The sequence below is a fragment of the Shewanella oncorhynchi genome, from assembly GCF_030848765.1.
Lineage (GTDB): Bacteria > Pseudomonadota > Gammaproteobacteria > Enterobacterales > Shewanellaceae > Shewanella > Shewanella oncorhynchi.
Map to the genome: position 1 here is coordinate 1,146,808 of NZ_CP132914.1, position 26,281 is coordinate 1,173,088.

Below are 26,281 nucleotides of genomic sequence, written 5' to 3' on the forward strand. Positions count from 1 at the left end.
AGTCGCCAAGTGTTTACTTGGCGACTTTTTGTTTTGGTTAGAGCAATCATCTATTTAGCGATTATTCTGCGAGTAAGCTGCGTAGCATCCAGGCATTTTTCTCATGCAGTTGGATGCGCTGGGTGAGCAAGTCCGCAGTTGCCTCATCATTCGCTTGATTCACCAGCGGATACAAGGCTCTGGCATTGCGGATCACCAGTTCCTGATCGCTTAATAGTTCGCGGATCATGGTTTCGGCTTGAGTGACACCTTGATCTTCTTTTATCTCGGTCAGCGCGGCATAGGCTGAATATGAGCCGAGTGCTCTGGCGCCTAATGCACGTACACGCTCTGCGATAAGGTCGACCGCAAGGGCAAGTTCGGTATACTGCTGTTCAAATAGCAAGTGTAAGCTAGTGAACATTGGGCCAGTAACGTTCCAGTGAAAGCTATGGGTCTTAAGGTAAAGACTGTAGCTGTCAGCCAATAGTTGGTTTAGCCCTGCGGCGATTTCTTCTCTGTGAGCTTGATTGATACCTATGTTAATCATGGCGTTTTCCTTCTATTGTCTTACTGAGTGTGTTTAGTCTAATCTTCTGATATTAAATGTAAAATGAGTAAATTAGATTTTGTAAATCTATAAATCCGATTGAACTTTCGAGTGTTAAATCTCGTAAGCGATAAAGCCAGATATCATCTCCTTTCGCCGTGCTGCAGTAACAATGCCATGGCAGAACTGCTATCCTAGCGGCATATTGTGAGTCGATACTTTAATTGAATAAAACTGACCCTAATGAATAAATCAGCCTATTTAACCGCCATGAATGTGACAACTTGGCGAGTGCGCGACACTAAGGTGAAACCTTATTTAGTGATTTGGGATGAAAACGGTGAGTTACCAGAAGCAGAGCCGCTTATCGACGCTGTGCTAACGCTTATCGACATAAAGCGGGATGAATGTGATTTTGACTGTGAGCCCCATACAGGTAAACAGATCGTTTGGGATCTGCGACGTCACAAAGTCAGGCCACGTACCGCATGGTTAGTGTCTGAGCCGTTGGCTGATTTATTGGTGGGTTGGCAGGCTAAAAGCGCGCTCTGGCAGCAGATTTACCAATGGCGCGACCAAGTTAGCGGCCAAGCGCCAAGCAAGTCTTAAGCTTTACTCGTAAATACATTAATAACCAATACTTTGGAATACCGACGTTGAACATCCTACCAGTAGATAGTCTATTCACAACACAATTTGCAGCACAATTGACAGCAGGTTTGCCTGTTGAGCTTGTGCCCCTCACACTTGAAGATGTTCCCCAAATGGTGCAGCTTGAATCCTTGGCCCATAGCCATCCCATGAGTGAGGGGAATCTTGCCGATTGTTTTGGTCACTTGTACCGTGTCCTAGGTTTAAAGCTGAGTACTCACTTAGAGATGGATGCAAATACTGAGGCAAATATTGACGTCGTTTCGGATTCAGATACTTATCACATCGAAGGACTCTTAGGGTTTGCGATAGTGCAGCAAATTATCGATGAAGTGACTTTATTGGATATTTGCCTATTACCGAGTCAGCAGGGCAAAGGTTACGGTAAGTTATTACTCAAGGCTGTGATGGCATCGGCCAAGGTATCGGGCGCTGTGGTGCTTATGTTAGAAGTGCGAGAGTCCAATTTTGCCGCCCGTGCTTTATATCAACAGGCTGGCTTTATTGAGTCGGGACGTCGTAAAGGTTACTACCCGATAGAGGGCGGTAAAGAAGATGCTATCTTGATGGATTTAGCGATAACCCAAGAATAAGAGCATTAGCGTTCATGTCGTATAACGACAGCTATACGAACCACTCTTCATAAACAACAGTCATAAAAACAGTCATAAAAACAGCCAATAAAAAACAGCGCCTAAGCGCTGTTTTTCTATTTTAATAACCTTGAAATCTACATCACCTAAGCTCTGCATCTAAGCAAGAAGGTTATTTCACTTCTTTACCTTGGGCTTGCAGGTCCGCATGGTAGCTTGAGCGCACTAATGGACCACAGGCTGCATGGGTAAAACCTAATTCATCGGCTAAGGCTTTAAGCTCATCAAACTCGGCTGGTGGCACATAACGTTCAACCGGCAAATGGAACTTAGACGGCTGTAGGTATTGGCCTAAGGTCAGCATTTCAACCTTATGTTCTCGCAGATCACGCAGTACTTGAGCGATCTCTTCGTTGGTTTCACCCAGTCCCATCATCAGGCCTGATTTAGTGGGCACATTTGGATGACGTTCTTTAAAACGTTTTAGCAGATCGAGCGACCATTGGTAATTCGCACCTGGGCGCGCTTTACGATAATGCATGGGCGCCGTTTCTAAGTTGTGGTTAAACACATCAGGCGGCTCAGTCGATAAAATATCTAAGGCTGCATCGATACGACCACGGAAATCAGGCACTAAGGTTTCGATCTTGATGTCCGGATTTAGTTTGCGAATTTCGCGAATACAATCGGCAAAATGCTGGGCGCCACCATCTCGTAAATCGTCACGATCTACAGAGGTAATCACCACATATTTCAGCTTCATATCGCGGATAGTTTGCGCCAATTTAACTGGCTCTTCAGCATCAGGTTTAAGCGGACGACCATGGGCCACGTCGCAGAACGGGCAACGACGAGTACAAATCGCACCCAAAATCATAAAGGTTGCTGTACCGTGGTTGAAGCATTCAGCGAGGTTAGGGCAAGAGGCTTCTTCACAGACAGAGTGCAGGCCATTTTTACGCAGCGCTTGCTTGATGTCTAAAATGCGTTGATTCGATGCCGGCAGTTTAACCCGTAACCAATCGGGTTTACGCAACATAGTGTCGCGCTCTGATGGGACGATTTTGACCGGAATACGAGACACTTTATCGGCATCTCTTAGTTTTACTCCGGGTTGTAAACGTTCAGGCCTATTCATGACGCTGCTAATCCTTGATGATGAACTAGGTGTTGATAGCCCAGTAATTGGCTAAAAGTAATAGTAAGTTGCTCGCCCGCTTCAATCACGGTTTGTGGTCCGCCAAGTGCTTTGCATTGCACCATTTCAAGACCGGCATAACCACAAGGGTTGATGCGGCGAAATGGTGCTAAATCCATATCGACATTAAGGGCTAATCCATGGAATGAACAGCCTTTACGGATGCGTAATCCGAGGGAGGCAATTTTACGTTCGTCCACATATACGCCCGGCGCATCGGCCTTGGCATAAGCGTTAATTTCGTACTTGGCGAGCATATCGACAATGCTTTGCTCTATATGAGTAACGAGTTGACGCACGCCGACTTTACTACGTTTTATGTCGAGAAGAGGATATACCACTAGTTGTCCAGGGCCGTGGTAAGTGACTTGGCCACCACGGTCCACTTGGATCACAGGAATATCGCCAGCATTCAAAATATGCTCGCTTTTACCAGCTTGGCCTTGGGTAAACACGGGTGGGTGTTCTACTATCCACAGCTCATCTGGGCTCTCACTATTACGCGTGTCAGTGTAGTGCTGCATAGCATGCCACACTGATTCGTAATCTTGTTTTCCAAGATGCCGAATGTGCAAAGTCGTGTCTTGCAAGGGCAACCTCTCCCCTTAGAATTGAGTGGCGCTATTATACGCCTCTTGACCATAAATGTAAGACAGATCACATTTCATGGCCTTGAGGAATATTTATAGTACGCGGCGTACGCCTTCGATGGCGGCAAGTTCAGTGTACAAAATTTCGATATGGTCTTTGCTGGTCACTGTCACGCGGATAGTAATGGAGTGATAGCTACCTTTGCTCGACGTTTTTGTCGAAGGTGAATAATCACCCGGTGCATGTTTTTGTACCACAGCCACGACTTTGTCAGTTAGCGTTTCGTGGGCTTCACCGACGACCTTAAAAGGAAATGCGCAAGGGAAATCCATCAGTTCATCAAATTTAGTGTCTAACATACTCAGTACTCTTAGCGGCTATATTGGGATATATATGGTGGCGATTATACCCGATTCAAGGGCGATGCACTCCCCAAAAAAATAAAGCCACCCGAAGGTGGCTTTATTTATGGGACTTAGCTTAGCTAAACCATCCAGAAAACATCTGCTTAAAGTAATCGACTAATTTACTAAACCAGCTACCTTCGTTGACTTCTTGCAACGTCACCAGTGGGAACTGGGCAATGTCTTTACCATCAAGTTGGAAGAATAGACGGCCTACAGTTTCACCTTTTTTCAACGGTGCATCTAATGGCTTAGTCAATTCGAAGTTTGCTTTCAAGTCTTTACCGCGGCCACGGCTGATCGTAATAGGTGTATCAGTTGCGACGCCTAAATCAACAGTGCTCTTGTCACCGTACCATATTTGTTGGGTTGTGAAACTATCACCCGCTTTGTAAGGCGTGACAGTTTCAAAGAAACGGAAGCCATAGGTCAGTAACTTTTTACTTTCAGCTTTACGGGCTGATTCACTTTGAGTACCCAGAACCACAGAAATCAAACGCATGCCGTCTTTGGTTGCAGATGCGACTAAGTTGTAACCTGCACCAGAGGTGTGGCCTGTCTTGATACCGTCCACGCTCATGCTGTTATCCCACAACAAACCATTACGGTTATATTGTTTGATACCGTTGAAGGTATAAAATTTTTCGCTATAGATGCGGTATTCTTCTGGAACGTCGCGGATTAAGGCTGCACCTAACAATGCCATATCATAGGCAGTTGTTTTGTGGTTTTCTGAGTCTAAGCCATGGGAGTTTTCGAAGTAGCTATCACGCATACCCAGCTGTTTTGTCCATGAGTTCATCATGTCAACGAAGGCGCCTTCGGTGCCAGCGATATGCTCTGCCATAGCCACACACGCATCGTTACCCGATTGGATGATGATACCGCGGTTTAAATCCCCGACTTTAACGGTAGTTCCGACTTCAATGAACATCTTAGAGGAGTCAGAGAAGTTTTTAGACCAGGCATTTTTACTGATAGTCACATCATCATCGACCGAGACATTGCCCGCTTTGATTTCTTGACCTATGACATAGCTGGTCATCATTTTAGTTAGGCTGGCTGGGTTAAGGCTTTCATAAGCGTTACTCTCAGCGATAATCTGGCCCGAATTATAATCCATCAAGACGAAAGCCTTGGCGGCCACTGCTGGTGCATCAGGTGTAATAATAGGCTGCGCAGCATAAACGGGGAGAGACACACTGGAAATTAGCAGCAATGTTTTAATGGGACTTTTTACAAAATTCATCATTAACTTGGCACGTCTTTTGGTTGTATTAAATGGAAAGGATTCGAGAAGATCTCCAACAGTGTACCACTTTCTGACTGTGGGTTTTAGTGAAGGTTCCTTCATCTCTATTTTTAAATCAATTCTGGTCCGAGCAAACAGTCATTACTCATGGACTATATAGCCCTCAGGAAAGCCATTTTGCTGGACGTTATTGAGCAGTTTGTCTGCTAACTCAGGTTGGCCTATGGGGCCCAGCTGTAGTCTAAACATATTGTTTGCGGCTTGTACACGGGTCTTGACCTGATATTTTCGCTCCAGATTTTTCGCCATGGTATTGAGTTTGGCTTTATCTTTCGATGCGACTAACTGAATGTAATGATTACCTGTATCTTGCGCGCTGGCAATAGCCGAATTAGTGGCCGCGACACTGCCGACATACACCACATCGAGTTTGATCCGCGCGGTTCCTTTGCCGAGCATGCCGAGTTTATAGGCGGCGGCGTAGGAGACGTCGAGAATGCGGTCTGAGTGGAATGGCCCGCGATCGTTGATACGAATGATCACTTGCTTATTGTTATCTAAGTTAGTGATCCGAGCATAACTTGGCAGTGGCAGCGTTTTATGGGCACCTGACATGGAATACATGTCATAGGGTTCGCCATTGGATGTCTCATAGCCATGAAATTTTTCACCGTACCATGAGGCACGGCCCGTTTCACTAAAACCTTGGCCTGTGTTCATCACAGTGTAAGACTCGCCGTAAACCGTATAGGGCTTGTTACCGCGGCGACTATAGGGCTCGTACTTAGGCGTGGCATTTGGCACATGGTCCACATTGGGTGGATTGAGTGGCAACTTGTCATTCTTTAGCGAATAGCGCCCCTTGTTGGGGTCCATATTTTTTTTGTTTGTGCTGGAGCTAGCTTGGTTTGGGCTCGAAGAACACGCAACAAGTGTGAAGCACGCAACCAAAGCGACAAGCTGTAAAAGATTATTTTTTAGCGGCATGCTGTTCCTTTAATTGTTGGCTAAATTGATAAACGGCCATTGAATACAAAGGACTGCGATTATAGCGAGTGATTACATAAAAATTGTTTAAGCCAAGCCAATAATCATCGTGATCGGCTTGTTCCAGTTTAATGAGTAAGGCTTTTTGCGAGACATCCAAGTCCCTCGCATCAGCCAAGGACAAGGTTGGCGTTAGAATATTGGCGACTTTATAATTGAGCTTTTCGCCTGCCCATACTTTCGCTTTTGGCGCTGTTTGGCTGCTATTGACCAGCGGCAAAGCAACGGGTGCATTGGCTTGCCAACCGTGTTCATGGAAATAATTGGCAACACTGCCAATCGCATCCTCTGGGCTTTGCAATAAATCGCGGTTACCACTGTTATCGAAATCGACGGCGTAATGGCGGTAACTTGAGGGAATAAACTGCCCATAACCCATGGCACCCGCATAGGAGCCTTTGAGGGTATTGATATCTAAGTGCTCTTCTTTGACTAATTTCATCAACTCACCAAATTCCTTGCGGAAAAAGGTGGCGCGAGGCGGATAGTGAAAACCTAAGGTATAGAGGGAATCAATTACAGGGTAATTACCTGTGAACTGGCCGTAGAAGGTTTCAATCCCAATAATGGCAACGATAATCTGTGGGTCGACTTGGTACTTAGCCGCCGCTTTAGCAATGGTTTTCTCGTGTTTTTTCCAAAAAGCGAGCCCAGCATCAAGACGTTTTTCTGTTAAAAAAATCGGGTAATACACATGCCAAGGTTTTGCTTCCCATGGACGGGTCATCGCATCGATAACCCCTTGGTTGTATTTTGCTTTGTCTAGAAAAGCGAGCACTTCTGTCCGAGTAAAACCTTGTTTTACTTGAGCTTGGATAAACTCTTCTTTGAGCTCAGCGGGAGTGGTGGGTACTAGTACTTTATCCACTGCGGGAGCCACTGGGGTGCTTGAAGCGGGTGCCTGCGCGGGTGTCGGTTCATTTGCCGTGGTGCATGCGACTAAGCATGAACTTAAACACAGTAAACCGAGTGGAGCCAAATAAGCTCGGAGAGTAGGCATAAAAAGTCCCTAAAATTATCTATCTACGAAACGTCTATGGGTATGAATGCTCATAAGAATGCCAAACCCTGTCATCAATGTCAGCATGGAGGTTCCACCATAACTGACAAGGGGCAGTGGTACACCTACCACGGGCAGGATACCTGAAACCATGCCAATATTCACAAAAACATAAACGAAAAACGTCAGCGTGATACTGCCAGCCAGTAGACGAGCGAAACTGGTTTGTGCGCGGGAGGCGATGACTAACCCACGGCCTATGATGTAAAGGTACATAATTAACAGTAAGATACTGCCAATTAAACCAAATTCTTCACCGATCACGGCAAAGATAAAATCGGTATGGCGCTCGGGAATAAACTCAAGCTGTGATTGAGTGCCTTCGAGCCAACCTTTGCCCCAAAGTCCACCTGAGCCGATGGCGATTTTCGACTGGATAATGTGATAACCCGCGCCGAGGGGATCTTGCTCTGGATCGAGCAAGGTTAATACCCGCGTTCTTTGGTAATCGTGCATCAAGAAATACCAAAGGATAGGCAGGAAGGCGAGTACTGCTGCGATAAAGCTGCCAACAATAATCCAGCTCATGCCCGATAAAAACAGCACGAAAATCCCCGATGCAGCCACCAAAATTGAGGTGCCTAAGTCGGGTTGTTTAGCGATCAATAGGGTTGGTACGAGTAAAATCACTCCTGCGCCAGCGAGGTAACGTTTCTTGGGGGGAAGAGGGAACTTACTGATATACCAAGCCATTGTGATGGGGAAGGCGAGTTTAATAAGCTCTGAGGGTTGGAACTCCATAAAGCCTAAGTTCAACCAGCGCTGCGCGCCTTTATTGATTTCACCGAAAAAGTGTACCCCAAGCAGCAAGACAACCCCCGCAAGATAAATGGGTAATGCCCAACGTTTAAGCGCTTCAGGATTGATTTGTGCCATGGTAAACATGATGCCTAGCGACAACACCATACGGAATAGTTGTCGTTCCATCATCTCTAAATCTGCACCGCTGGCAGAATAGATGACAAACAGGCCAAAGCCCATCACAGCTAATAGTCCGAGCAATAAAGGCAAGTCTATGTGCAAGCGTTGCCAGATGTTTTGATATTGGCTATGGGTACTCATGGTATGGGTTTCCAAGTATCTCTAAGCATATATTCATCGAGCATAGCTCGAGCGACTGGGCCAGCATTTGCGCCGCCCCAACCTGCGTTTTCCATCACGACGGCGAGGACGATTTTAGGATCCTCGAAGGGCGCATAGGCCACAACTAAGGCATTATCGCGGAAATGTTCGGCAATTTTACTGGCATCGTATTTAGTATTTTCCGCAACGCCGATGACCTGTGCAGTACCGGTTTTCATTGCGGCAGTGTAAGTGGCATCGGTAAAGCGTGACTTATTTGCAGTTTGGCGCATAGCTTCGTTGATGATGTTCCAGTTACGGGGATTTTTAAGTTCAATTGGTGGTAACTCATTAATCGGTGAGTCAATTTTGGCGGTATTGTCTTTAATGGATCTCAGCAGATGTGGCGGGAGACGGCGGCCTTTGTTGGCCATAATCCCAACGGCATTAGCGAGTTGTAATGGCGTTGCCGTCCAATAACCTTGTCCAATACCTACGGAAATGGTGTCGCCTATATACCAAGCTTGATTGTACTTTAAGCGTTTCCATTCCTTGGATGGCATGTTGCCAGCCGATTCTTCAAAGATATCAATCCCTGTATTTTGACCAAAGCCAAATTGCTCCATAAAGCGGGCGATATGATCGACACCGACCTTATAGGCTAACTCATAGAAAAAGGTATCGCAGGATTCTACAATCGCGCTATAAACGTTGACCCAGCCATGCCCCCAGCGTTTCCAGTCGCGGTATTTACGTTCAACACCAGGTATTTGCCAAAAACCGGGATCCCACACTCGGGTACTCTCGCTAATGGCTTTCTCATCAAGGCCTAACAGTGCGAGGTGAGGCTTGATGGTAGACGCAGGTGCATATTGACCTTGAGTCGCGCGGTTGATCAAGGGGCGGGATTTATCATTGAGTAACGCACTGTAATCTTTGCTATTAATGCCTTGTACAAACTGGTTTGGATCATAGCTTGGGCTCGATACCATAGCTAATACTCCACCGTCACGGGGATCGATGGCAACAATAGAACCACGCAGACCTGTGAGTAGTTCCACCGCTTTTTGTTGCAGCTTGAGATCTAAGGTGAGGTAAATATCTTGCCCCGGCTCTGGCGGAACAATTTTTAAGGTGCGAATGGCGCGGCCGCGGTTGTTCACTTCTTCTTCTAAGTGTCCGGGTTTACCATGCAGCAAAGATTCATAAAATTTTTCAATGCCTTGCTTACCAATGTCTTTGGTCGCCGCATAGTTTTTCCACAGATCGCTGCGTTCAAGTTGGGCGCGATCTCGCGTGTTAATTTTGCCTACATAGCCCAGCACATGAGTGATTTGCGCGCCGTAGGGATAGTTACGTTTAAGACCCGCTTCGACCGAAATACCCGGAAATCTGTGTTGGTTAACACTGAAAATGGCCACTTGTTCTTCGGTGAGCTGGTTTTTCAGTGTTAGCGGTTTGAAACGGCGATGAAATCTCAGGGCGTCAGTAAAGGTTTCGCGCTCGTCATCGCTGATCTCAATTAACTTGCCGAGTTCATCTAAGGTCTCTGACATGTTACTGATTTTTTCGGGCACGAGATCGAGGGAATAAAAGGGTAAATTTTCAGCTAAAAGTATGCCGTTGCGATCGTAAATGAGACCACGACTAGGGGCAATTGGAACAACACGGATGCGATTATCATTTGAGCGAGTTGCATAATCTTTATAGGATTCAACCTGTAAATGATAAAGGTTGGTGACTAGTACGCTAAATAGAGCGAAAACGCAAAAAAAAGTGAAAAGTGCCCTGCGCTTAAAAAGAGACGCCTCGGCGGCGTGATCATGCATTGTTATCCGCTTTTTTGGCGACACTTATGCTATCTCCAGCTGATCCCATGACGGGTGGTTGACACTCGTTAACATCAAGATCCCGCTATTCTCTATGGTAGGGGTGATTCGTGTTCACGCTCCACGCGCGGTACAAACTTTCGGCAACCACCACCCGTACGAGTGGGTGAGGTAAGGTTAATGCCGAAAGACACCAACTTTGGTTTGTCGCTTCTTTGCAAGCTGGCGCTAATCCTTCAGGTCCACCAATCAGTAAACTGACGTCGCGACCATCGAGTTGCCATTTAGTCAGCGCGGTTGCTAGCTCGGGGGTCGTCCAGTTTTTGCCGGGGAGATCTAAGCTAACAATATGATTGCCTTTGGGAATGGCCGCCAACATTTGTTCGCCTTCTTTTTGAAGTATCCGGACAATGTCGGCATTTTTCCCCCGCTTTCCAGCGGGTATTTCGATAAGCTCCAGCGCCATATCACGGGGAAAACGGCGCTGGTATTCTTCGAAACCACGGGTAACCCAATCGGGCATCCGTGTTCCTACTGCGATGAGCTGTAACTTCATCAGTCTTGCTTTTCTGACCAGAGCTTTTCAAGCTGGTAGAAATCACGGGTTTGATCTTGCATAACGTGCAGGATCACATCGCCCATGTCCACAAGAACCCATTCGCTGCTTTCGCGGCCTTCAACACCTAAAGGTGGAATACCGGCTTTTTTCGCTTCAACCACAAGGTTTTCAGCGATAGCTTTAACGTGAGTCTTTGATGTACCTGAACATATGACCATGTAGTCAGTGATGTTAGATTGCTTGCTGACATCCAGAACAACAACGTCTCTGGCTTTCAAGTCGTCGATCTTGTCGACAACAAACTGTTTTAATTCCGCGCTCTGCACGCTGGCGTACCTCATTAATTTTAAATAGCGCGGTAGTATACCAGTGTTGCTGCTGGGAATACATTGTCATTGGCAGTTGAGTTGGCGATATCTGCTTACGGTTCGAGCTAAGGTAAGTAAAGTCGTTGATTTTGGATGTAATCTAGCGTGACGGGCATGAGTAAATCGGTGGGAATTTCGCCTTTTGCCAGTTGTTCGCGGATTTGAGTTGAGGAAATATCCTGTGGCGTAATTGTCACAGGGAAAATCTGCCCACAGTTTTTATAGACACTGCTAGCACGACCTTTCACTGTCCCTTGGGGCGCTTGACTGCGGGCCGTCAATATCTGCTGCATAGGATGTTCTGCATCGAGCTGCCAACCCGGGCGCTGGCAGACAACGAGATGGGTAAAGTCGAACAGGCGTTGCCACTCATACCAGCTTTTTAATTGAATGAAAGAGTCCATCCCCATGATAAAAAACAGCTCGTCTTCCGGATGTAAGGCTTTCAGTTGCTCAAGCGTGACAACTGTGTACGAAGGCGTGTCGCGTTTAGCTTCGATGTCGCACAGTGCAAATCCGTCGAGTTGCTGACAGACATCGGCTACCATTTTGAGGCGCTGTGTTGTGGTTAAGTTCGGCTGCTGTTTATGGGGCGGAATATGGTTCGGCATCAGTAGGATTTTATCCAAGGCTAATGCTTGTTTCACTTCAATCGCGGGACGGATATGACCATAGTGTATCGGGTCGAAGGTGCCGCCTAAAATACCAATACGCATATCAAGCCTTTGGTTAACCTATGATTAGTCTATGGCTATATGTGCCAGATGCCGATGGGCTCTAGGATCAAATAACAGACACAGGTGGCTCAGACCAGTCCAATCCTCTTTCCCCTGTTGCTTTAAGTTGAGCTCAAGTTTCGAGGCGAGGGCGAGCATATGTTCGAGTTGTTCAAGGCTGAGTCGTTGCAGCGCCGCTTGATACAGTGGTTTACGTTTATCCCAAATTCGATGTTTACCCCAGAGTGCACTTAGCGCAACGCCTTGGGCTTGCTCGCATTTCAAATTGAATAACAAACCGAGTTCTTTAAACAAGGCCCACAGCAGGATAGGTAAGGCAGTGCCTTCGCTATTGAGCTGGGCTAGCATGTGCTGCGCGCTATCCTGTTTATTATTCAGCAATGCATCCGTGAGTTGGAATACGGTGAAGCGCGACTGATCTTCAAAATAGTGGCCCAGTTCGTCGGCACTGACGGGTTTTGTTGGGCTCAGGAGTTGCAGCAACTGCATGGCTTGATCGGCAGCTAGTAAATTCCCTTCATACAGAGAATACAGCATAGCACGGGCATCAGGCTGCAGATTGAGCTTAAAGTGCTTGATGCGGCCATCGAGCCAGCGCATAAACTGCTCGCCCTCTGGCGTAGCGCAGGGCAGATACATGCCATGGGCATCTAAGGTCTTAAACCATTTACTGTTGGTTTGCTCTGTGGCGAGCTTTGGCCCTTCGATAATCAACAGCATATCGGGATTGGGCGTCTGCAATAGGGCTTGCAGTGTGTTTGAGCCTTCGGCACCGGGCTTAGCTTGGGGAAGGGTTAGCTCAATCAAGCGTTTACTGGAAAACAGGCTCATGGCCTGCCATTCCTGAGTCAGATCGTTCCAATTAAAGCCCGTCTCTTGAATGAGTTGGACTTTTTCATCGAATCCCTGACGCTTGGCGAATTGGCGGATCTGATCTTTGGTGGTTTCAATCAACCAAGGATCATCCCCAAAAATCAGATAACAAGGAAATAACTGGTTAAGGTGGCGGGAGAGTTGGTCTGGATAGACTCTCATTTAATGATAGCCCCGCATTAATTCACCTCAGTACTGGCCATTGCTTGCAGAATACGATCGGCAGCTTGGATACGCATTTCCTTCGTCAGCAATTCCATTTCACGGCTCTTTGCCAATGCGGTACGTGGATCGTCTAAGTAGTCGCGGCGAATTTCAACCTTGAAAGGCTGCGCTTCTTTGCCCGGCAATGCCACAGCAAATTCGACTAAATAAATCAGCTCATACTCGGCGACGTTACCTGTGGGGTACAAAGATAAGGTCGAGCGTTCAAGGGAGTCGGTGATTAATCTTAATACTGGAACATTATCTGCGGCGTCGACAACTTGGATATTGTTCAAGCGCAGGCGTTCACGCACCAAACGAGTGAGTTCACTGTATTCATCCACACTGCTCAAACTCAAATGATTGAGGGCATCAGGGATCTGATAACTGCGTTGAAGCTTAAAACCGCAACCAGCGCTGGTCATAATGACTAGTGCCATGATTGCGAAGCATATGCGTTTGATTAGCATAGATTTCGCGGTTTCCTATTCGTGGTATACCCTGCTGACTTGAAGTTGCAGCTATGCTGCAACTTCATTGGCTTTGAGTATAGCGAGTTATTAGCAGCCGTTAATTGGCCACTATGCTGAGCAGTTTGCCCGGCACATAGATCACTTTACGTACTGTCAGGCCGTCTAGGTATTTGATCACGTGTTCATCACTCATGCCTAAGGCTTCTACTGATTCTTTATCAGCGTCGGCGGCTACTGTGATTTTTGCGCGAACTTTACCGTTAACTTGCACAACGATGAGCTTGCTGTCTTCAACTAGCGCAGCTTCATCAACGACTGGCCATTGGCTATCTTCGATGTTGCTAGCATTGCCTAACTCGTTCCACAGGTTAAAGCTCACATGCGGAATGATAGGGTACAGCAAACGTACGATGGCGGATAAGGCTTCGCCGATAATGGCGTTGTCTTGACCTGTCGTTTGTGGTGCTTTTTGCAGATGGTTCATCAGTTCCATCACGGCGGCAACCGCAGTGTTGAACATCTGACGGCGGCCGATATCGTCGGTTACTTTGGCGATCGTCTTGTGGACTTCACGGCGCAGCGCTTTTTGGTCGCTTGTTAACTTGCTGACATCTAAGGCTTCGCTATTGTCTTGGGCGATATACTCGCTTGCAAGCTTCCACAGACGTTTAATGAAGCGGTGTGCGCCTTCAACGCCAGACTCTTGCCATTCCAGAGTTAATTCTGGTGGTGAGGCGAACATCATAAATAGGCGAACCGTATCTGCGCCGTATTTTTCGACCATGACTTGAGGATCGATACCATTGTTTTTCGACTTAGACATCTTGCACATGCCGGTATAAACCAGCTCGTTGCCGTCTTTGTCGATAGCCTTAGTAATACGGCCCTTGTCGTCTTTTTCTGTGGTCGCTACATCTAAAGGAGAAACCCATACACGGGCGCCTTTTTCGTTGATGTAGTAGAAAGCATCGGCCAACACCATGCCTTGGGTCAGCAGTTGTTTGGCTGGCTCGTTAGAGTTAACCAGACCCGCATCCCGCAGCAACTTATGGAAGAAGCGGAAATATAACAAATGCATACAAGCGTGTTCGATACCGCCAATGTATTGATCCACAGGTAGCCAGTAGTTGGCTTTAGCGGGGTCTAACATTTCGTCTGCATGCGGGCTGCAGTAACGGGCGTAATACCAAGAGGATTCCATAAAGGTATCGAAGGTATCGGTTTCGCGCAGCGCATCTTGGCCATTAACTTGGGTTTTCGCCCATTCTTTATCGGCCTTGATTGGGCTTTGAATACCGTCCATCACGACATCTTCTGGCAGTAATACTGGCAGTTGATCTGCTGGCGTTGGGATCACAGTGCCGTCGGCTAAGGTCACCATAGGGATTGGTGCACCCCAGTAACGCTGACGTGAAACACCCCAATCGCGCAGGCGATAGTTGACTTGGCGCTTGCCTTTACCTTCGGCAACTAACTTGTTGGCTATGGCATTAAAGCCCGCTTCAAAGTCTAAACCGTCAAACTCTCCCGAGTTAAACAGTATGCCTTTTTCGGTATAAGCGGCTTCGCTAATGTCCACTTCGCCATCAACAGGCTTGATCACAGCCTCAATCGCCAGGCCGTATTTTTTCGCAAATTCGAAGTCACGTTGATCGTGGCCTGGAACTGACATCACAGCGCCTGTGCCATAGTTCATCAACACAAAGTTAGCTGCCCAAATTGGGACTTGCTTACCAGTAATAGGATGAATGGCGAAAAGCCCTGTAGCGACACCGCGTTTTTCCATGGTCGCGAGTTCGGCTTCTGATGTTGTGCTGTTTTTGCATTCATCGATAAAGGCGGCAAGCTCAGGATTGGTTTGCGCGGCGACTTCAGCTAATGGATGACCTGCGGCAATCGCCACATAGGTTACGCCCATTAAGGTATCTGGACGCGTGGTATAGATATCGAAGCTTTTATCGTGACCTGCGACGCCGAAGGTCATTTCCACACCTTCGCTGCGACCAATCCAGTTGCGCTGCATGGTCTTAACCTGTTCAGGCCAGCCATCTAAGGTATCGATATCGTTTAACAATTCTTCTGCATAGGCAGTGATCTTAATAAACCACTGTGGAATTTCTTTTTGTTCCACAGGGGTATCACAGCGCCAGCAGCAACCGTCTTGAACTTGCTCGTTCGCCAGTACGGTTTCATCGTTTGGACACCAGTTGACTGAAGCTGTCTTTTTATAGACTAGGCCTTTCTCGTACAACTTAGTGAAGAACCATTGTTCCCAGCGATAATATTCAGGGGTACAAGTGGCGATTTCACGGCTCCAATCGTAACCAAAACCCAGCAATTTCAGCTGGTTCTTCATGTATTCTATGTTTTCATAGGTCCATGGCGCAGGCGCAGTCTTGTTGTTAATCGCGGCATTTTCTGCGGGCAAACCAAAGGAGTCCCAACCAATAGGCTGGAGCACGTTTTTGCCTTGAAGACGTTGAAAGCGTGCAACTACGTCACCTATGGTATAGTTGCGTACGTGTCCCATGTGGAGTCTGCCAGAAGGGTACGGAAACATCGAAAGGCAATAAAACTTTTCTTTGTTTGCGTCTTCAGTGACTTCGAAGGTTTTGTTGTCATGCCAGTGCTTTTGCACTAAGGCTTCAATTTCTGAGGGATTATATTGCTCTTGCATCACTCTATTTCCGGCAGTGCCGCCTATTATTGGATCTAACGCCATATCAGCGCGAGTAAGATCTGCATAGAATAAACTAGAAGCGATGCATTAAAAAGGTTCGTATGAAGGAGTATTGGTTATGAATGATAGAAGTAACGCGTTACTAGGACTGTATCAAGCCTTAATTACCGAAGTGAAATCTCAATTTGCAGAAGATAACACTATGACTGTAAAGAACTTATTTAATTCTGTCACTCAAGGTAAGGAGTATTTACGTCTTAAAGAACAGGCAGGGGAAGATGAACTCGCTTTAGTCGAACAATTCTTAAAGCGTGATATTACGAGTTTTCTCCGTGAGCAGAACGCGGATAGTTTGAGTCATAGCCCAACCGTGATTACTTTAGAGAATACGCTTTGGCATTGGCTCAGTGAAATCACCGACCGCAGCCAAGTCGAATGGCATGAGTTAACGCAAGATTTTAAGCACCAAGGCTACTACAAGAGTGGTGATATTGTGAATCAGGGCATCATGGTGTGCACTAACTGTGGTAATGAAATGAGTATTGAGTTTCCAAGTCCCATCCCAGACTGTCCTGAATGTGACCATGAAGAATTTACCCGCGAGCCGCTTACGCCTTAATCAAGGTGATGATGTTATGCAGCTAAAACGACGCCTCAGCGTCGTTTTTTTTGAGTTCTATTAGACTAGACCTAAATGGCTCATATCTGCATTAATTAGGCTGTATCAACTGTTGGTACGAGAGTAGTTGAGGATTTGACCGCCAAAGGGCGCCAATAAGAATTCAGTGTGAATGGGTTTATGTTGCGTGTGTTCGTAACCTAAGGTGACCATACGTTTACTGAATTTTGCATGATTACCACGGCCTGGATCGACTAAGACTACATCACAAATTGGTTTAGCATGTTGCTCAATAAATTGTGATAAGAGATCGGCATGTTCTTGTTCGTACAAGAGATCGCTGCCGATAATGAGATCAAATAAACCTAAATTAGTTTGTGCATCTGCCCACCCAGTTCGAACAAATGGAATCGCACGACCATGATTTAAATCGACATTCTGCTTAAGGAAATTCTCTGACTCGGGGTGATAGTCGGTTGCTGTGATGTCGGCATGTCTGTGGTTTAGCACTAGACTTGCCAGCCCTATACCGCAGCCAACTTCAAGAATGCGTTTATTATCAATTTGATAATCGGCCATATGATGGGATAGCACTTGGCTAGACGGCCAAACTATGCCAAATAATGGCCAAGTTGCGGAGGAAATACCGAGCTTTTCAGCTTCGCCATCTAGATCTTCAAATTCTTGGTTATTTCTTAGGGTTCTGACATGAATGTCGAGATCCCCAAATTCGTGGGTTTGGTAGCGCACGCGAAGCTGTGCCATAGAGTTGCCTTGACTATGTACCTTGGTTAAGGAACGAGGTAATGGTACCAATCATATTGGCTATGCAGACACAGTCACTGTGATTGGTATAAGGCCACGTCTAATCGTTCACCTTAACGTGGAACGCGCAATCAGCCTAATGTATTCGCAGACAATTGCGGGATAACACAGGTTAACTGAGTGTCAGCCTAACAACCTTGGGTGTTGATATCATATTGCGGCGCAGTGCTGGCATCGCTGGCTTGGGTGTAGCGGAAATAGCATTGGTCATCATTCACTAAGGAATTGTTGTTAAGATCGTAGCCTATATAAGTGATATCAATGCCTTGATATTGGATGATAAGTTTATCATCTGAGGTGATCCATTTTTCCACATCAGTATTATCGAGGTAACCCCATTTTAATCGCGTATCTGGAGTGCCATCACCATTGAGATCGATATCAATAATATCATCGCGCCCAGCTACCGCTTGGCTCAGTAGGCTAGGCATTTGGGTTTTTGAGTAAGCTAGCATATTGGCTGTTTTAACGCTGGTCTGTACTTGGCTTAAGGTTTGTACCCGCGCTTCTTTACTTAAACCGATAAATTTAGGCGCGGCGATCACAGCCAAGATCCCAAGCACAATAATCACAACGACAAGTTCAATTAAGGTAAAACCTGCCACATCTTGTTTATTGACTTGGTAATGCATGGCCTCAATCCTATTGCGTTTTAAAACGTCGGGCAAGACCGAGTAGAACGATTAAACCACAGAGTATCAGTAGGGGCATTTGGCCTAATTTTGCAAACCAAGTTTGCCCTGTGACTAATGGAATGGTTGCACTTAGCACACCTATTTCAAACTGTGGTAATGACGCTGTGATATTGCCATGCTCATCGACTATGGCTGTCACGCCATTATTGGTTGCGCGTAATAGAGGCCGACCCAATTCAACCGCGCGCATTTGAGCGATCTCCATATGCTGTAATGGCCCATTTGAGCTACCAAACCATGCATCGTTAGAGACAGTTAATAGTATATCTGTCCCTTGATTAACGTTGTCGCGCAACTGTTCGGGAAAGGCTATTTCATAACAAATTGCTGGCGCGATTTTATGGCCTAGTGCGCTGAGATTAGGCTGTTGATATTCGCCTCGCGTAAAGGACGACATGGGCAAATTAAAGAAAGGTGCTATCGGGCGCAGCAGCGCTTCAAAGGGGACAAACTCGCCAATTGGCAACAGATGGTGTTTCTTAAATTGATTGCTACCATCGCCCTCATAGTCTGGGCCTGCTTGTTGTTTCTGATTATGATTACCAAGCACAATCAATGAATTATAGAACTCATTGTTTTGATGGCTAATAATGCCTGTGATAATTGAGGTATGGTTTAGATTGGCGACTTTATTGGCGTTATCTAAAAAGTCCTGCACCATAGATTCTGGCGCTGGAATTGCTGCTTCTGGCCAAATAATGATATCGGCATCCAGATGTTCGCGGGATAAATCCATGTATTTTAACAGCGTCGGCCACAGGGCATCGGGTTCCCACTTCATGCTTTGGGGAATATTGCCTTGTACCAGTGCCACTTTAACATTTTCACCCGTAGGATGAATGTCCCAAAGTTTAGGCGCAGCCCACACGGCCAGAATACTGAGCGGCAATAAAAGCAGTAAGCTCTTATAACGCTTAGTAAAAAAAAGCGCTAATGCACCAGCGAACATGGCCAATACAAAACTTATTCCCAGTGTGCCTATGATACTGGCAAGGGGTTTTAGCGGCCCTTGAGTTTGCGAGTAACCCGCCCATAACCAAGGGAAGCCTGTCATTACCCAGCCACGAGCCCATTCGGTCAAGGTCCATAACGCGGGGAATAGGGCGAGATTACGCCAAAGACCAAATCGAGTTTTACCATCATGGCTCAGCGTTTTAGTTAACCAAACCAGCGCTAAACCAGTTAGAGCGGGATACAAGGCTAAATACAAGGCTAACAAGGCCATTAACCCAACGGAGGCAATGAGCGGCATACCACCAAAGGTATCCATGCTCACGTGAACCCAGCTGATCCCTACGGCAAAACAGCCAAATCCAAAGCTTAACCAATAGTAAAAGCTTGCCTTAGCGCTCAGCGTTCGGCTGTGCCAGAGGGCAATCGCCATGGCAAACGGATAGATTATCCAAATGGAATAGGGCGCAAATGAAAGCGCCGTACTGGCGCCAAGGGCAAATGCCAGTACGAGTCTCACAGCACTAGGTTGGGACTGTTGTTGGGCAAAAGCCCGGATTTTTTTTAGCACGAGTGATTATTCTACGTCTTCGCCAGTATTAGGATCGGGGAGTTTAACTCTGAGTTGGATTAAACGCCTAGTGTCAGCATTGATGACTTTAAATTCTATGCCTTCAATGATGATGCTCTCGTTACGTTCTGGCAGATGGCCAAAGGCGTGTGAGACTAAGCCGCCGACGGTATCAAACTCTTCATCGCTGAATTCAGTGTTGAATTCTTCGTTGAAATCTTCGATTGGCGTCAAGGCTTTAACCATATAAACCGTGTTACCAACTTTGCGGATCTCGGTTTCTTCAGTGCTATCGTGGTCGAATTCGTCTTCAATCTCGCCGACAATTTCTTCAAGAATATCTTCGATAGTCACGAGTCCCGATACACCGCCGTACTCGTCAACCACAATCGCCATATGGTAGCGTTGAGAGCGGAATTCTTTTAGCAGAACATCGACGCGTTTGCTTTCGGGCACAACCACGGCGGGACGGATCACGCGATCCAGTGAGAAGGGCTCATCACTGTTGGAGAAACCGTAAGGGATCAAATCTTTGGCAAGCAATATGCCTTCGATATGGTCTTTATCTTCGTTAACAACGGGGAAGCGCGAGTGACCTGAACCAATCACAGTCGCAAGTAACTCTTCGACCGAGTTGTCTATCTGGAGGGCGACAATTTGAGCTCTTGGGATCATGATATCCCGAACACGCATATCAGAAACGTCTAATACACCTTTTATCATCTCGCGGGTGTCTTGGGTGATCAAATCGCGCTGCTCGGCACCATCAATCACATCGACTAGATCTTCGCGATTTTGAGGTTCGCCCTGAAATAGCTGACTTACTCTATCAAACCAACCTTTCTTGTGGGCGTTCGTACTAGGGGGGATATCGTCACTCATAGTTTTCTCATTAGCTTTTGATAGGGATTATCTTAGCTAATTATTGTTCCTTATATGGGTCAGTAAAACCTAAGCTTTCAATGAGTTGAGTCTCTAATGACTCCATCTCTTCGGCTTCTTCATCGTCGATGTGATCATACCCTAGCAGATGCAAGCAACCATGTACAACCATGTGTGCCCAGTGCGCTTCTAGTGGTTTTTGTTGTTCACGGGCTTCATTTTCAACGACTGCCGCGCAAATGACAAGATCTCCGAGTAAAGGAAGTTCAATTTCTGGTGGTGCTTCAAAGGGAAATGACAGCACATTGGTCGGTTTGTCTTTACCGCGATAGGTATTGTTGAGCATTTGGCTCTCGCGGCTATCGACGATACGTATGGTTAATTCAGCTTCATCCATGCTATTGCCAATTGCGGTAGTGACCCAAAGGGCGAATTGTTCGTCCGTTGGTAGCCACTCACTGGTGCTGGCATGTTGAATATCTAAGGCTAACTCAAGACTCATGTGTTGCGGCTTCCTGCTGTTGCTTTTGGTACTGGCTTTCTTTTTTGGCTTTTAAGGTTTGCTCTTTTAACTCGAAGGCTTCATAGGCTTCAACGATACGGGCAACCACAGGATGGCGCACTACATCTTGGGAGACAAAAAAGTTAAAGCTGATTTCTTCGACTTGGCTTAACACTTCAATCGCGTGACGTAGCCCTGACTTTTGATGTTTAGGTAAGTCGGTTTGAGTGATGTCGCCTGTGATCACCGCACGGGAATTGAAACCGATACGGGTAAGGAACATCTTCATCTGCTCGATTGTGGTGTTTTGGCTTTCATCGAGAATAATAAAGGCATCGTTCAGGGTACGACCGCGCATATAGGCAAGCGGCGCCACTTCTATTACATTTTTCTCGATTAAGCGTTCCACTTTTTCAAAGCCAAGCATTTCGAACAGGGCATCGTAGAGGGGGCGTAGATAAGGGTCGACCTTTTGACTTAAGTCACCGGGTAAGAAACCGAGTTTTTCACCCGCTTCCACCGCAGGGCGAGTCAGCAGAATGCGGCGCACTTCTTGGCGCTCTAACGCATCTACTGCCGCTGCTACGGCAAGGTAGGTTTTGCCCGTTCCTGCAGGACCAATACCGAAGGTAATATCGTGACGCGTAATATTGGCCACATACAAGCTTTGATTCGGATTGCGTGGCTTAATGACACCGCGGCGGGTTTTGATATTAATACCGCTGTCGTCGTTAGCGTCTGCTTGCTCTAGGGCAATGGCCGCTTGAATGGCGATATGGACTTGCTCAGGCTCAAGATCGGGCGTGCTGCCTTTAACCGTTTGGGTCTCGATGTAGAGTTCTTTTAGTAAGTTGTTGGCGCTTAAACAATTGCGTGGCAGTCCGGTGATCTGGAAATGATTGTTCTTACGGACGATTTCAACGCCAACGCGACGTTCTATCTGCTTGATATTGTCATCGAATGGACCGCACAGTGAAGCCAAACGGCGTGTTTCTGCGGGTTCGAGATACAGATTCATGGTAGTTAATTTACTGGACAAATAGCACTCCCAATAGCGAATAAGAAAGCAGGGTACGAGGTTGGTTAACCATCGCAAGATAATTTTAGTTTACGAGCCATAGCCGATAATTGCTAACGGAAAATAGCAATTGCCTCGGTAGACTTAAATAAAAGTGCGTTAAAGCAAAAGGGCGACTAAGTCGCCCTTCTTTATATAGGTACTGATATCGGTACTGTTTAAGCCGATTTAACGCTTATGGCTTAAATTGAGTCACACCCAGTTCATCATCTTGCTTGCGCTTGGCCAGAATTTCTGCCGGACGCAGGCTACGACGTAGATCCATTTCATCTTCGCCGCGGATAAAGACACCGCGCAGTGAGTTAGTGTAAACGTCGACAATTTCTACATCCACGAAAGTACCAATGTGTTTTGGTTGACCTTCGAAGTTCACCACTCGGTTGTTCTCAGTACGGCCGCGCAGTTCCATAGGATTTTTCACCGATGGCCCTTCAACCAGAATACGTTGCACTGTGCCCATCATGTGGCGACTGTAGCGCATGGCTTGCTGGGTGATGCGATCTTGCAGAATCGCCAGACGTTGTTTTTTCTCTTCCATATCGACGTTATCGGGTAAATCCGCCGCTGGCGTGCCCGGACGTGCGCTATAGATAAAGCTGAAGCTGTGGTCGAAACCTATGTCTTCAATCAACTTCATGGTATCAGCGAAGTCTTCTTTGGTTTCGCCTGGGAAGCCAATGATAAAGTCTGAGCTGATTTGAATGCCTTCACGGGCTTTACGCAGGCGGCGGATGATTGACTTATATTCAATCGCCATATGGCCGCGTTTCATCGCTGTGAGAATACGGTCAGAACCCGATTGCACTGGCAAGTGCAAGAAGCTTACAAGCTCAGGGGTATCTTCGTAAACGTCGATGATATCTTGTGTAAATTCAATCGGGTGACTGGTCGTGAAGCGGATACGGTCGATACCGTCGATGGCTGCCACGAAGCGCAGTAATTCCGCAAAAGTACAAATTGCGCCATCGTGAGTTGCGCCGCGATAGGCATTCACGTTTTGACCTAGTAGGTTTACTTCGCGCACACCTTGCTCCGCCAATTGGGCGATTTCAAGGATAATATCGTCCGATGGACGGCTGACTTCTTCGCCGCGAGTATAAGGTACAACACAGAACGAGCAGTATTTGCTGCAACCTTCCATGATAGACACAAACGCGGTTGGGCCTTCGGCGCGTGGCTCTGGCAGACGGTCGAATTTTTCGATTTCAGGGAAGCTGATATCGATAACCGCTTTGTCGCCACGACGCACTTGCTCGATCATCTCGGGCAGACGGTGCAAGGTTTGTGGTCCGAAAATAATGTCGACACATTGGGCTCTGTCTTTAATGGCTTTGCCTTCTTGTGAGGCAACGCAGCCGCCCACGCCAATAATCAAATTGGGATTTTTATCTTTAAGCGTCTTCCAGCGTCCTAGCTGATGGAACACTTTTTCTTGCGCTTTTTCGCGGATAGAACAAGTGTTGAGCAGGAGAATGTCTGCCTCAGACGCTTCTTCAGTCAAGGTATAACCTTGGTATTCGCCTAACAGATCAGCCATCTTGGATGAGTCATACTCATTCATTTGACAGCCCCAAGTCTTGATATGGAGTTTCTTACTCATCAGTTGTGTCGCCCTAAGATGACCAATAAAAATAGCGCGACATTTTACCTGCTGTTACGGCTGCTGACCAGCTTTGTCCACACTTTTAGCTGTTGGCTTTTGCCAAGGGCGATACCCTCACAAATGCTAGGTTTTTATTGTTCGGCTGCATTTTGGCAAGATTAATATTGTTAACAGGTTGAGCTTTCGTTATTTCCAGCAAACTATTCGGGCTTGAATGCCTATGTCTTCACGGATTTCGAATCGAAATGCGCTCAACATTTCCGTGGTATCTTGATATAAGGCATAATCAAGCGGGTTTGTGAAAAGTCGCTTAGGCAGAAATACAGAAGGGCTTAAAGGTGCTAACTAAGGTGGTAAGTAGGATGAGCCAGATTGAAGAGACACATGCACAGATGATATCCGACACCACAGATTCTAACGTGACTCATGCTGACGTCACTCATGCAGAAGGCACTCATGCTGAAAGTACTGAGTTCGATGTCATTCTTGTCGGCGGCGGTATGGTCGGTGCGGCGACGGCAATTGGATTAGCCCAACAGGGTTTGCAAGTGGCGGTGATTGAATCTTTTGCGCCAGAAGCTTATCAAGCCGAACAGCCATTAGATGTGCGAGTCTCGGCCATCAGTGTGGCTTCTGAAACGCTGCTTGAACGTCTTGGCGCCTTGGACTCATTGCTCAAGATGCGTAATGTGCCTTATTTGGGCTTAGAAACTTGGGAGCTCGATGGCTGCATCACCCAATTCCACTGTTCACAAATTGGCGCCAGCCATTTAGGTCATATAGTCGAAAACCGTTTAATCCAACTTGCCCTGTGGCAACAGATGACACAATTGGCTGGCATCACCTTATATTGTCCCGATAAAGTGGTGGCATTTGCCCGCGATAGCGACGGTGTGAGCGTGCACTTACAGTCAAATAGTAAACTGACCGCTAAGTTGTTGGTTGGCGCCGATGGTGCTCACTCGCAGGTACGCCAATGGGCGGGAATTGGCATTTCGGGTTGGGATTACGCTCAATCGGCCATGTTGATTAATATCAACACCGCACAGGGGCAACAGGATGTGACTTGGCAGCAGTTTACGCCCAAAGGACCGCGTTCATTATTACCTTTACCTGGCAATAACGCTTCGCTGGTGTGGTACGACGATGCCAATCGAATTAAGCAGTTAATGCAGCTTAATAATAAACAGCTTGCAGATCAGATAAGAGTGCATTTTCCAGCACGTTTGGACGCTGATTTTACCGTTGAGAATAAAGGCAGTTTTGGCCTCACTCGTCGGCATGCCCAGCGCTACTATAGTCAGAACGTGGTGATTTTAGGCGATGCCGCCCACACCATTAATCCCCTCGCTGGCCAAGGGGTGAACCTTGGGTTTAAGGATGTCGAAGCGTTTTTGGCGGTAATAAAAGAGGCATTAACTCAAAATAATCTCTGGTGGTCGAATGAAGTGCTTGCCCAATATCAGCGCAAGCGTTATCGCGATAATCAATTGATGATGACGGCGATGGATTTGTTTTACGCCGGTTTTAGCAACGATATTCTGCCGCTAAAGCTGCTGCGTAATGGCGCGTTAAAGTTGGCAAACATCAATTCCCCGCTCAAAAAGACAGTCCTTAAATATGCTATGGGACTTAATTAACGCTGAGTTGTTCTGTGTTCTGACCTTGTGTTCTGCTCCTGTGCGATGACGTGGCATTTGTTGACTTGGGGTTTGAGTGCTAAAATGCCGCGTTTTTAGCAGGTATGGTCAGTTCAGTCGGCACTTTGCGCGGCTGTCATCGACGAAATAACGATATTGAGTGTCATGAGCGAAATAAAATTAATAGTTGGTCTGGCTAATCCAGGTGCTGAATATGCACACACTCGCCATAATGCGGGGGCTTGGTACGTACTTGAGTTAGCGAGAATTTGCGGCGTGACTTTAGTGGCCGATAGTAAGTATTTTGGTTTGACCGCCAGAGCCGTATTGCACGGTAAAGATGTCCGCTTATTGATCCCGACGACTTATATGAATTTAAGCGGTAAAGCGGTTGGCGCTTTGGCGAATTTTTTTCGTATCACGCCGGAAGAGATTCTGGTCGCTCACGATGAACTCGATCTGCCGCCCGGTGTGGCTAAGTTTAAGCTCGGTGGCGGTCATGGCGGCCACAATGGTCTGAAAGATATTATTGCTAAACTGGCTAACGATAAAAACTTCTACCGTTTACGCTTAGGTATCGGTCATCCCGGTGATAAAAATCAAGTGAGTGGTTACGTACTGGGAAAAGCACCTGCTAAAGAGCAAGAGCTTATCGAGGCGGCGATAGATGAAGCCGTGCGTTCTACCGAAATTTTGTTTAAACAAGACATGGTGAAAGCCATGAACAGATTACACTCCTTTAAAGCGGAGTAGGTTTTGCCTTTGGCGAGACTTAAGTGTTAAGTGATTCAAGTGATTTAATTAT

General features: G+C 46.7%; 27 protein-coding genes. 5 read left to right on the top strand and 22 right to left on the bottom strand.

The window, feature by feature from the left end; genetic code table 11:
* Positions 1-61: 61 nt before the first annotated feature.
* Complete coding sequence (gene dpsA / locus RA178_RS05145; protein WP_028761488.1) at positions 62-529, bottom strand: DNA starvation/stationary phase protection protein DpsA; 468 nt, start codon at positions 527-529, stop codon at positions 62-64.
* Between the two features lie 243 nt (positions 530-772).
* Here dpsA and RA178_RS05150 point away from each other — a divergent pair, with 243 nt between their 5' ends.
* Positions 773-1,138 (top strand): hypothetical protein, encoded by a 366-nt coding sequence (locus RA178_RS05150; protein ID WP_028761487.1) that lies wholly within the window; start codon positions 773-775, stop codon positions 1,136-1,138.
* A 47-nt stretch (positions 1,139-1,185) separates the two neighbouring features.
* On the top strand, positions 1,186-1,773 hold the full coding sequence (rimI, locus tag RA178_RS05155; RefSeq protein ID WP_306684833.1) for a ribosomal protein S18-alanine N-acetyltransferase: 588 nt from the start codon (positions 1,186-1,188) through the stop codon (positions 1,771-1,773).
* Positions 1,774-1,945: 172 nt separating this feature from the next.
* Here the strand turns inward: rimI and lipA are convergent, their stop codons facing one another.
* The 14 genes from lipA to leuS form a co-directional block, all read right to left on the bottom strand.
* Complete coding sequence (gene lipA / locus RA178_RS05160; RefSeq protein ID WP_028761485.1) at positions 1,946-2,911, bottom strand: lipoyl synthase; 966 nt, start codon at positions 2,909-2,911, stop codon at positions 1,946-1,948.
* The gene (gene lipB, locus RA178_RS05165) at positions 2,908-3,561 is read right to left on the bottom strand and encodes a lipoyl(octanoyl) transferase LipB (protein ID WP_173243224.1); all 654 of its coding nucleotides are present in this window, start codon (positions 3,559-3,561) and stop codon (positions 2,908-2,910) included. The genes lipA and lipB overlap by 4 nt, the downstream gene beginning before the upstream one ends.
* Positions 3,562-3,654: 93 nt before the next feature.
* The gene (gene ybeD, locus RA178_RS05170) at positions 3,655-3,921 is read right to left on the bottom strand and encodes a DUF493 family protein YbeD (protein ID WP_006082758.1); all 267 of its coding nucleotides are present in this window, start codon (positions 3,919-3,921) and stop codon (positions 3,655-3,657) included.
* 121 nt (positions 3,922-4,042) lie between these two features.
* Positions 4,043-5,218: a serine hydrolase gene (locus RA178_RS05175; RefSeq protein ID WP_028761483.1), complete on the bottom strand. Its 1,176-nt coding sequence runs from the start codon at positions 5,216-5,218 to the stop codon at positions 4,043-4,045.
* Between the two features lie 141 nt (positions 5,219-5,359).
* On the bottom strand, positions 5,360-6,205 hold the full coding sequence (locus RA178_RS05180) for a septal ring lytic transglycosylase RlpA family protein (RefSeq protein ID WP_131523223.1): 846 nt from the start codon (positions 6,203-6,205) through the stop codon (positions 5,360-5,362).
* Positions 6,189-7,265, bottom strand: coding sequence for a lytic murein transglycosylase B (gene mltB, locus RA178_RS05185; protein WP_168822784.1), 1,077 nt, complete (start codon positions 7,263-7,265; stop codon positions 6,189-6,191). The genes RA178_RS05180 and mltB overlap by 17 nt, the downstream gene beginning before the upstream one ends.
* A gap of 15 nt (positions 7,266-7,280) precedes the next feature.
* Positions 7,281-8,387: a rod shape-determining protein RodA gene (rodA, locus tag RA178_RS05190; protein WP_028761480.1), complete on the bottom strand. Its 1,107-nt coding sequence runs from the start codon at positions 8,385-8,387 to the stop codon at positions 7,281-7,283.
* Positions 8,384-10,240, bottom strand: a complete 1,857-nt coding sequence (mrdA, locus tag RA178_RS05195) for a penicillin-binding protein 2 (protein ID WP_306684837.1) — start codon at positions 10,238-10,240, stop codon at positions 8,384-8,386. Before mrdA ends, rodA begins: the two co-directional genes overlap by 4 nt.
* A 61-nt stretch (positions 10,241-10,301) precedes the next feature.
* Positions 10,302-10,772, bottom strand: coding sequence for a 23S rRNA (pseudouridine(1915)-N(3))-methyltransferase RlmH (gene rlmH / locus RA178_RS05200; RefSeq protein ID WP_306684838.1), 471 nt, complete (start codon positions 10,770-10,772; stop codon positions 10,302-10,304).
* The gene (gene rsfS, locus RA178_RS05205) at positions 10,772-11,101 is read right to left on the bottom strand and encodes a ribosome silencing factor (protein ID WP_006082751.1); all 330 of its coding nucleotides are present in this window, start codon (positions 11,099-11,101) and stop codon (positions 10,772-10,774) included. The genes rlmH and rsfS overlap by 1 nt, the downstream gene beginning before the upstream one ends.
* A gap of 107 nt (positions 11,102-11,208) precedes the next feature.
* Positions 11,209-11,859 (bottom strand): nicotinate-nucleotide adenylyltransferase, encoded by a 651-nt coding sequence (gene nadD, locus RA178_RS05210; protein ID WP_306684841.1) that lies wholly within the window; start codon positions 11,857-11,859, stop codon positions 11,209-11,211.
* A 24-nt stretch (positions 11,860-11,883) separates the two neighbouring features.
* Positions 11,884-12,915: a DNA polymerase III subunit delta gene (gene holA, locus RA178_RS05215; protein ID WP_306684842.1), complete on the bottom strand. Its 1,032-nt coding sequence runs from the start codon at positions 12,913-12,915 to the stop codon at positions 11,884-11,886.
* Positions 12,916-12,932: 17 nt separating this feature from the next.
* Complete coding sequence (locus tag RA178_RS05220; RefSeq protein WP_012089938.1) at positions 12,933-13,427, bottom strand: LPS-assembly lipoprotein LptE; 495 nt, start codon at positions 13,425-13,427, stop codon at positions 12,933-12,935.
* Positions 13,428-13,527: 100 nt separating this feature from the next.
* Positions 13,528-16,107 carry a leucine--tRNA ligase gene (leuS, locus tag RA178_RS05225; RefSeq protein WP_306685398.1) on the bottom strand — a complete coding sequence of 860 codons (2,580 nt, stop codon included), beginning with the start codon at positions 16,105-16,107 and terminating at the stop codon, positions 13,528-13,530.
* Positions 16,108-16,228: 121 nt separating this feature from the next.
* Here leuS and RA178_RS05230 point away from each other — a divergent pair, with 121 nt between their 5' ends.
* Positions 16,229-16,729: a zinc ribbon-containing protein gene (locus RA178_RS05230; protein WP_028761474.1), complete on the top strand. Its 501-nt coding sequence runs from the start codon at positions 16,229-16,231 to the stop codon at positions 16,727-16,729.
* A 105-nt stretch (positions 16,730-16,834) separates the two neighbouring features.
* On the opposite strand, the gene RA178_RS05235 is transcribed toward RA178_RS05230, so the two are convergent.
* From RA178_RS05235 to miaB, 7 genes are all read right to left on the bottom strand, one after another.
* Entirely contained in the window at positions 16,835-17,494 is a 660-nt protein-coding gene (locus tag RA178_RS05235) for a class I SAM-dependent methyltransferase (protein ID WP_263166991.1), read from the bottom strand.
* Positions 17,495-17,682: 188 nt separating this feature from the next.
* Positions 17,683-18,186, bottom strand: a complete 504-nt coding sequence (locus RA178_RS05240) for a type II secretion system protein (protein WP_306684843.1) — start codon at positions 18,184-18,186, stop codon at positions 17,683-17,685.
* Positions 18,187-18,196: 10 nt separating this feature from the next.
* A complete protein-coding gene (gene lnt / locus RA178_RS05245; protein ID WP_306684844.1) occupies positions 18,197-19,771 on the bottom strand; it encodes an apolipoprotein N-acyltransferase in 1,575 nt (524 codons plus the stop codon).
* A 6-nt stretch (positions 19,772-19,777) separates the two neighbouring features.
* A complete protein-coding gene (gene corC, locus RA178_RS05250; RefSeq protein ID WP_006082742.1) occupies positions 19,778-20,653 on the bottom strand; it encodes a CNNM family magnesium/cobalt transport protein CorC in 876 nt (291 codons plus the stop codon).
* 40 nt (positions 20,654-20,693) lie between these two features.
* The gene (ybeY, locus tag RA178_RS05255; protein ID WP_105251690.1) at positions 20,694-21,155 is read right to left on the bottom strand and encodes an rRNA maturation RNase YbeY; all 462 of its coding nucleotides are present in this window, start codon (positions 21,153-21,155) and stop codon (positions 20,694-20,696) included.
* Positions 21,145-22,194: a PhoH family protein gene (locus RA178_RS05260; protein ID WP_028761469.1), complete on the bottom strand. Its 1,050-nt coding sequence runs from the start codon at positions 22,192-22,194 to the stop codon at positions 21,145-21,147. The genes ybeY and RA178_RS05260 overlap by 11 nt, the downstream gene beginning before the upstream one ends.
* A gap of 214 nt (positions 22,195-22,408) precedes the next feature.
* Positions 22,409-23,833 carry a tRNA (N6-isopentenyl adenosine(37)-C2)-methylthiotransferase MiaB gene (gene miaB / locus RA178_RS05265; protein ID WP_006082739.1) on the bottom strand — a complete coding sequence of 475 codons (1,425 nt, stop codon included), beginning with the start codon at positions 23,831-23,833 and terminating at the stop codon, positions 22,409-22,411.
* Between the two features lie 365 nt (positions 23,834-24,198).
* Here miaB and RA178_RS05270 point away from each other — a divergent pair, with 365 nt between their 5' ends.
* Together RA178_RS05270 and pth are read left to right on the top strand one after the other, a co-directional pair.
* Positions 24,199-25,476, top strand: a complete 1,278-nt coding sequence (locus tag RA178_RS05270) for an FAD-dependent monooxygenase (protein ID WP_306684845.1) — start codon at positions 24,199-24,201, stop codon at positions 25,474-25,476.
* A 165-nt stretch (positions 25,477-25,641) separates the two neighbouring features.
* Positions 25,642-26,229 carry an aminoacyl-tRNA hydrolase gene (pth, locus tag RA178_RS05275; protein WP_028761467.1) on the top strand — a complete coding sequence of 196 codons (588 nt, stop codon included), beginning with the start codon at positions 25,642-25,644 and terminating at the stop codon, positions 26,227-26,229.
* Positions 26,230-26,281 lie beyond the last annotated feature (52 nt).

What these genes read in the sequence shown, in the direction of transcription:
- dpsA (WP_028761488.1), bottom strand. Translation starts at nt 529, where the DNA reads ATGATTAACATAGGTATCAATCAAGCTCACAGAGAAGAAATCGCCGCA.
- RA178_RS05150 (WP_028761487.1), top strand. Translation starts at nt 773, where the DNA reads ATGAATAAATCAGCCTATTTAACCGCCATGAATGTGACAACTTGGCGA.
- lipA (WP_028761485.1), bottom strand. Translation starts at nt 2,911, where the DNA reads ATGAATAGGCCTGAACGTTTACAACCCGGAGTAAAACTAAGAGATGCC.
- ybeD (WP_006082758.1), bottom strand. Translation starts at nt 3,921, where the DNA reads ATGTTAGACACTAAATTTGATGAACTGATGGATTTCCCTTGCGCATTT.
- RA178_RS05175 (WP_028761483.1), bottom strand. Translation starts at nt 5,218, where the DNA reads ATGATGAATTTTGTAAAAAGTCCCATTAAAACATTGCTGCTAATTTCC.
- RA178_RS05180 (WP_131523223.1), bottom strand. Translation starts at nt 6,205, where the DNA reads ATGCCGCTAAAAAATAATCTTTTACAGCTTGTCGCTTTGGTTGCGTGC.
- mltB (WP_168822784.1), bottom strand. Translation starts at nt 7,265, where the DNA reads ATGCCTACTCTCCGAGCTTATTTGGCTCCACTCGGTTTACTGTGTTTA.
- rodA (WP_028761480.1), bottom strand. Translation starts at nt 8,387, where the DNA reads ATGAGTACCCATAGCCAATATCAAAACATCTGGCAACGCTTGCACATA.
- rlmH (WP_306684838.1), bottom strand. Translation starts at nt 10,772, where the DNA reads ATGAAGTTACAGCTCATCGCAGTAGGAACACGGATGCCCGATTGGGTT.
- nadD (WP_306684841.1), bottom strand. Translation starts at nt 11,859, where the DNA reads ATGCGTATTGGTATTTTAGGCGGCACCTTCGACCCGATACACTATGGT.
- holA (WP_306684842.1), bottom strand. Translation starts at nt 12,915, where the DNA reads ATGAGAGTCTATCCAGACCAACTCTCCCGCCACCTTAACCAGTTATTT.
- RA178_RS05220 (WP_012089938.1), bottom strand. Translation starts at nt 13,427, where the DNA reads ATGCTAATCAAACGCATATGCTTCGCAATCATGGCACTAGTCATTATG.
- leuS (WP_306685398.1), bottom strand. Translation starts at nt 16,107, where the DNA reads ATGCAAGAGCAATATAATCCCTCAGAAATTGAAGCCTTAGTGCAAAAG.
- RA178_RS05230 (WP_028761474.1), top strand. Translation starts at nt 16,229, where the DNA reads ATGAATGATAGAAGTAACGCGTTACTAGGACTGTATCAAGCCTTAATT.
- RA178_RS05235 (WP_263166991.1), bottom strand. Translation starts at nt 17,494, where the DNA reads ATGGCACAGCTTCGCGTGCGCTACCAAACCCACGAATTTGGGGATCTC.
- RA178_RS05240 (WP_306684843.1), bottom strand. Translation starts at nt 18,186, where the DNA reads ATGCATTACCAAGTCAATAAACAAGATGTGGCAGGTTTTACCTTAATT.
- corC (WP_006082742.1), bottom strand. Translation starts at nt 20,653, where the DNA reads ATGAGTGACGATATCCCCCCTAGTACGAACGCCCACAAGAAAGGTTGG.
- ybeY (WP_105251690.1), bottom strand. Translation starts at nt 21,155, where the DNA reads ATGAGTCTTGAGTTAGCCTTAGATATTCAACATGCCAGCACCAGTGAG.
- miaB (WP_006082739.1), bottom strand. Translation starts at nt 23,833, where the DNA reads ATGAGTAAGAAACTCCATATCAAGACTTGGGGCTGTCAAATGAATGAG.
- RA178_RS05270 (WP_306684845.1), top strand. Translation starts at nt 24,199, where the DNA reads ATGAGCCAGATTGAAGAGACACATGCACAGATGATATCCGACACCACA.
- pth (WP_028761467.1), top strand. Translation starts at nt 25,642, where the DNA reads ATGAGCGAAATAAAATTAATAGTTGGTCTGGCTAATCCAGGTGCTGAA.